This is a genomic window from Micromonospora chalcea (genome assembly GCF_002926165.1).
In the GTDB taxonomy this organism is placed as follows: Bacteria; Actinomycetota; Actinomycetes; order Mycobacteriales; family Micromonosporaceae; genus Micromonospora; species Micromonospora chalcea.
The window spans coordinates 1-5721 of sequence record NZ_MAGP01000058.1 but is presented as its reverse complement, the minus strand read 5'-3'; the positions used below and the strand labels follow the sequence as shown (position 1 = coordinate 5721).

General features: G+C 69.1%; 5 protein-coding genes. 3 read left to right on the top strand and 2 right to left on the bottom strand.

The window, feature by feature from the left end:
* The first annotated feature begins 408 nt into the window (after nt 1-408).
* Nucleotides 409-1947, top strand: a complete 1539-nt coding sequence (locus BAW75_RS31965) for an AfsR/SARP family transcriptional regulator (protein WP_146074804.1) — start codon at nt 409-411, stop codon at nt 1945-1947.
* On the opposite strand, the gene BAW75_RS06830 is transcribed toward BAW75_RS31965, so the two are convergent.
* A protein-coding gene (locus BAW75_RS06830) for an IS5 family transposase (protein ID WP_208635197.1) occupies nt 1931-2796 on the bottom strand; the annotation gives its coding sequence in 2 pieces (ribosomal slippage) (nt 1931-2463 and nt 2463-2796; 867 coding nt in all). The genes BAW75_RS31965 and BAW75_RS06830 overlap by 17 nt on opposite strands.
* 89 nt (nt 2797-2885) lie before the next feature.
* Between BAW75_RS06830 and BAW75_RS33415 the strand changes: the two genes are divergently transcribed.
* Nucleotides 2886-3044: a zinc finger domain-containing protein gene (locus BAW75_RS33415; RefSeq protein ID WP_420914987.1), complete on the top strand. Its 159-nt coding sequence runs from the start codon at nt 2886-2888 to the stop codon at nt 3042-3044.
* A gap of 163 nt (nt 3045-3207) precedes the next feature.
* Nucleotides 3208-4296, top strand: a complete 1089-nt coding sequence (locus BAW75_RS06825; protein ID WP_146074803.1) for a hypothetical protein — start codon at nt 3208-3210, stop codon at nt 4294-4296.
* 276 nt (nt 4297-4572) lie between these two features.
* Here BAW75_RS06825 and BAW75_RS06820 read toward each other — a convergent pair whose 3' ends face one another.
* Nucleotides 4573-5430: an IS5 family transposase gene (locus tag BAW75_RS06820; protein WP_104112994.1), complete on the bottom strand. Its 858-nt coding sequence runs from the start codon at nt 5428-5430 to the stop codon at nt 4573-4575.
* Nucleotides 5431-5721 lie beyond the last annotated feature (291 nt).

Here is a 5721-nt window from a genome sequence, read left to right as displayed (position 1 = left end):
GCCACTTTCCCCAGGTCGGCGGCACCCTGCGCGACTGCGACTTGATCTACCCGGGCTGGGAACTGCGCCTACCCGCCGGAAGCCCCGCAGACCACCGATCCACCCACACCGGACAACCACGAGACGGCCGCCACGCCCAGGAGCTCTTCGCCAACCACACCCACCGCACCGGATCCCGGGTCACCCACCGACGCTCCCACGCGGCCTTCGTCCTCGCCGGAAGCCGACGGCGCGCAACGCCCGCAGGACACCGACCACCAGCGGGGTCTGCAGCTGACCTCCGCGGAGTGGCTGCCCTGGTCCCTCGCCGCCGCCATCAGCGCGGCAGCTGCCCTGGTGTGGCGACAACGCCGGCGCCGCTACACCGGCGACCCCCACGACGATCCACCCACTCACCTGCCGCCTTCGGTGGCCGAGCTACGCCGTGCCGTGGCCCGGAACCCCGAACTCCCGCACTCCGACGACGGGGCACCACTGGCCGCCCTTGTCCCGCTGCCGCCCGGTGGCGTCGGCCTCGTCGGCGACGGCGCAGCTCCCGCCGCACGCGCCACCCTCGTAGCAGCGCTGGCTTCCGGCGACCCGCAACACCCCAACGCGCATGGCGAGGTCGTCATCGACGCCGCCACCCTCACCACGCTGCTCGGCACCGAAATGACGACCGTCAGCTCATGGCCGCGCCTGCATATCACCGACACCCTCGACGACGCACTCACCACGATCGAGACCCTGCTGCTGCACCGCAGCCGCCTTCTCGACGAACAGACGCTGACCGACCCCGACGAGCAGCAACAACCCAAGGCTCCGGAAGTAGAGGTTCTGTCTCCGGTCGTCCTCATCACAGAGACACCAGCCGCAGCAGCCGCAGCCCGCGTCAAAGCGGCTCTGGCCGCGGGCGCCAGCAGGCAGGTATTCGCGGTACTGCTTGGTGAGTGGCCCCCCGGCGTCACCATTGACGTAGCCCCAGACGGACGGGCCACCCTCATATCCGGTCGGCCAACCGAACCGCTACCGCCGCGCCTACCCGTGCTCGAACCCACCACAGCGATCCAGACCTTGACCACGCTGCGCGAAGCACAAACCGGCGAACCTCCAGCGACAACCTCGCCAGGCGTACCGGCCACGGTCATTGCCCTGCACGCCAGCCGGAACGACGCGGCATCTCAGGATCAGCCCGCGGCAACTGCAACTCCCTCCGCCGCTGTCGTCGGGAAGGCCCGACTTCGGGTGCTCGGCCCGCCGCGGATCGAGGACATCACCAAACCGGGACGGCCCCTGCGCGCCAAAGCCCTCGAACTCGCCGTCTTCCTGGCCTGCCACCCCGACGGCGTCACCACCCGCGACATCGGCGAATACCTCGAACCCGACGCCCGCCTCAGCCAAGCAGACCAACGCGTACACACCAACGCTTCGAACCTGCGACACGTCCTCGGCCGTGCCGGCACCGCCGAGACCAAAAACGCCTACATCATCAAAACCGCCGGCCGGTACCGACTCGACCCGACGACGGTCGACGTCGACGTGTGGACTCTCCGCGACCTCATGCGTCGCGCCACCATCGCCACCGGACTGCGCCGCCACGAACTGTTGACCGCCGCCTGCGAGCTCTACGACGCGCCACTGGCCGAGGGGCAGGACTACGAGTGGCTCCAACCCCACCGCGAGACGGTGCGCCGCTGGGGCACCGAAGCCCACCTACTCCTCGCCGAAGACCTGCTTAACCAAGACCCGCAGACCGCATCAGACCTGCTGAACAAAGCCATCGTCCTAGACCGGTACAACGAAGCCCTCTACACCAAGGCTATGCACGCCCGGCACGCCCTCGGCGATGCCGACGGCATTCGTACGCTTCTGCGCGCCCTGACGAGAGTGCTCGCCGACCTCGACGCCCAACCGAGCGAAGACACCATCGCCCTAGGGCGTGTCCTGTCGATCATGGGAGCCAGATGACGGCAGCGATCAGGACGAGGCCGGCTCGGTAGAGGGATGCGCGTTTGGCGTATCGCGTTGCCAGGTCACGCCACTGCTTGAGCCGGTTGAAGCAGCGTTCCACGACGTTGCGCTTCTTGTAGATCACCTTGTCGAAGGCCGGTGGTCGCCCGCCGTGGCTGCCCTTGGCGGCCCGGCGAGCGACCTGGTCGCTGCGTTCCGGGATGACGTGCCGGATCCCGCGCGATCGCAGGGCTCGCCGGGTCGAGTCATGTGCATAGCCCTTGTCCGCGATCAGCACCTCCGGTCGCTTGCGGGGCCGACCCGGCCCGGGCTCGTTGACGCGGATCGCGTCCAGCAGCGCCAACAGCTGCGGGTTGTCGCCGGCTTGGCCGGGGGTGAGCAAGATCGACAGCGGCCGTCCGCGTCCGTCGACCGCGAGGTGCATCTTCGTGCTCAACCCGCCGCGGGACCGGCCGATGGCCTCGCCATCTTGCGCACCAGGCGTCGCCGCACTTGCCTGGGCGCCCCCTTTTTGCGGGCGCCAGCGGCATGCTGGTGCGCCCGCACGATCGACGAGTCGATGCTGATCGTCCACTGCACCGGTGTGCCGTCATCGTGCACCTGCGCCGCCGCGAGGATCCGATCCCATGTCCCGTCAGCGGTCCAGCGGCGTAGCCGTTCGTGGCAGGTCTTCCACGGCCCGAAGCGTTCCGGCAGGTCACGCCACGGCGCACCCGTACGCAGCTTCCACAAGATCCCGTTGATGACCTGACGGTGATCCCGCCACCGCCCCCGAGCTCCGCCAGGTTCCGGTAGCAGCGGCGCGATCACCGCCCACGCCTCATCGGTCAACTCACCACGACGCACCACCGGCACATCGTCAACGATCAACCACTACATGATCGGCAGGACACGCCCTAGGCGGCGGGCACGCGCAACTCGTCCCGTCCTGCGGCCTGTTCCTCCCTTGTCCGGTCTGTGACTCCGTGCCCGGCGAACGGTGCATCAACGTGCCCGGTCATCCGCTGGCCAACACCACCCTCCACCCCCAGCGCGTCCAGTTGGCGGAGCGGGCGCTGCGGGGAGAGGTGCCACTGCCCTCGTCCCTCGCCTGACCGGCCAGCCTCACTCGCCGGCGTCGGCGCCGGGCCGGGGTCTGACGGGCGCAGTCGGGACGCCGCGGTCACCGCGTCGGTCATCGTCGACAGGTCCACAGTGCAGAGACTCGACGCGTCGGGGGATGGAAGGTCGAGTCCCGCGTGCACTAGCCTGCGGCGCATGCGGACCGAGCGCGGGGTACGTCGATCTCTGCTGGCCGCCCTTGTCCTCACGGTGACCAGCATCGTCGTGAACTACTCGACGTCCCAGGTGCCCACCTTCCTGGCCGGCAACCTGTGGCTGGCGTGGGCGCTGACCGTCCTGTGCGTGGTCGCCTACCTGGTGCTGGAGTTCCGGCCCACCGCGGATCCGGCGGAGCTGGGACACGTCAGCCTGCGGGTGAGGCGACGTCACCTGCGTCCCGCCCTCGAACTGGACGCGATCCCGGTCGCCTCGAACGTCCGGATCAGCGCGGTCGAGTACGGCGAGGGCCCGCAGAAGCGGGTGCTGGTCCCGGGCCGCGACCTGTACGTCCTACCGGCCGACTGGTCGCTTGCCGCAGCGGAGGGGGCGAACCCCCGCAGGGTCGACCTGCGCACCGCCTTGACCGGGGCGGACCTCGCCCGGGCCACGCCGCTGCCCCATCGATTCGTGGTGCGCGGCACGTGTCGCGCGGCGGCCGGTGTCGTCCTGCACATCATCACGGACCTCGCCTACCTGCAAGCCGTCTCCGGACGGCCCCCGCACCGTCGCTTCGCCGCGGTCGGGCTGCTCGACCGCGGCGGCATACTGCCGTACGTCGACGGAGCGGCCCTGCACGCCGGGCAGGTCGAGGTGGCGCGATCGACGGGTACGCCGGGACTGGTCGTCGCGGTCGAGTGCATCGGCGGCCGGCCGGTGTCCCGTACGCCCTACCTTCTGGTCGTCCGTGCCGGGATCCGCTATCCCGAGGACGTCTGGCGCTCACCGGCGACCGGTCGCCCGCTCCTGTCGGATCCGGACCCGGAACGTGCCCGGGTGGCGTTCGAGTCGCCGCAGCCGAACGGGCTGGCGACCGACATGTTCGCCTGTGACCTCGACGGCCGAAGGATGAACAACCTGACCCGCAAGAGCGTCGACAGCTACGACGGTTTCGGGGACGGCACGCAGGTGACGTGGGTGGACCAGAAGCACCTGCGGGTGTTCTCGGAACTGGCTCCCGACCAGAGCACGCGCATCGTCCAGGACCGGGTCGAGGGGCGGCGTCGCCACGGCGACGAGGCGCGGTAGTCCGCCGGATCGGCGCACCCTCCGGCCACTGCCCTTCGAGGGTCGATCGATCAAGGAGTTCGTGTCAGGATCCATCGCGCGCTTGCGGCAGGCCCGCGTATCGTCCCGGTCGAGTGCAGTCAGGAGCATCACGGCCCCACTGAGCCATTTTCATCGTGATCGAGGGCTCCTGAGCAGGCGCGTAGCGGAGTGTCGCTGCTCCAGATAGGACGAAGCTCCCGGTAGGACAGCAGTCGACCAAGGCGCACTGCCCAGCACAGGAGCTTCGTTGCTGACCTATCCTGCCAGCATCCCGCTGTCCACGCCTGGGTCGCGCCAGGACGTGGTGGTGGTGCCGGTCAGCCGGCGGATGAGGTTCGCCGTCGAGGCCCACCAGGTGCGTGACACCGCGGAGGCGGGTCGGCTCTCGTATTCACGGACCAGACGGCGGTGCAGCATCAGGGTGCCGTTGGTCTGCTCCACTACCCACCGGCGGGCGATCGGCACGAACCCGGCCGTGGTGTCGGAGCGTTTGACCTGCTCGACGTCGATGCCGTTCACGGCGCCGTGGATCTGCACGTCGTCTTTGAACCCGGCGTCGACCCATGCCTTGGTCACCGTCGGGGTGTGAGCCACGACGTTGTCCAGCAGTCGCACGCCGATCGCGTTGTCGGTGACCGACGCCGCGGTGACCACGACCGCGATGATCAAACCGAGGGCGTCGACGGCCAGGCCCCGCTTGCGGCCCGGGACCTTCTTGCCGGCGTCCTTGCCGGTCGTCGCTGCCGGGACGTGGTTGGCGGCCCGGATCGACTGTGTGTCCAACACCACCGCGGTCGGGTCCTCTGCCCGGCCGGCCTTCTCCCGCGCCTGGCAGCGCAGCAGATCGTGGATCACCTGGTCGGTGCCGTCATCACGCCACAGAGCGAAGTAGTAGTAGGTGGCCGACTTTGGCGGCAGGTCGTGCGGCAGGTACGCCCACTGACAGCCGGTCCGGTTCTGGTAGAAGATCGCGTTCACGATCTCCCGCAGCTCGTAGCGGCCCTGATGCCCCGACACCGACGGATGCCGGTCCTTCCACGCCTGCAGGAACGGACCGACCACCGCCCACTGCTCGTCGGTCAGGTCACTCGGATACGCCGCTCGCTCGCCCATGATCGGCCCAACGCGACCGGGACCTCACCGGTTACGACCATCGCTCGCATTCACATCCCGAGCCAAGCCCACAATGGGCAAAGGCTACCGAACCGCCCTCTCAGGCAGCGTCCTCCAAGCCAGCGGCCTTGCGTAGCGCGACAATCAGATTTTTAACGGCGGTGGGGTCTGTGGATCTAAGGGTGTTTCCGGCCTGACCTGCCGGGCGTTGTGCCTGGTGAGGAGGGTGCCGTGATGACCGCGACACTGAACGACCAGACCGGACGCAGGAAGCGGCCCGAGCCGTCGGCG

Bases quoted from the DNA above. Each gene is read 5' to 3' on its own strand.
- BAW75_RS06825 (WP_146074803.1), top strand. From the start codon at position 3,208: ATGCGGACCGAGCGCGGGGTACGTCGATCTCTGCTGGCCGCCCTTGTC.
- BAW75_RS06820 (WP_104112994.1), bottom strand. From the start codon at position 5,430: ATGGGCGAGCGAGCGGCGTATCCGAGTGACCTGACCGACGAGCAGTGG.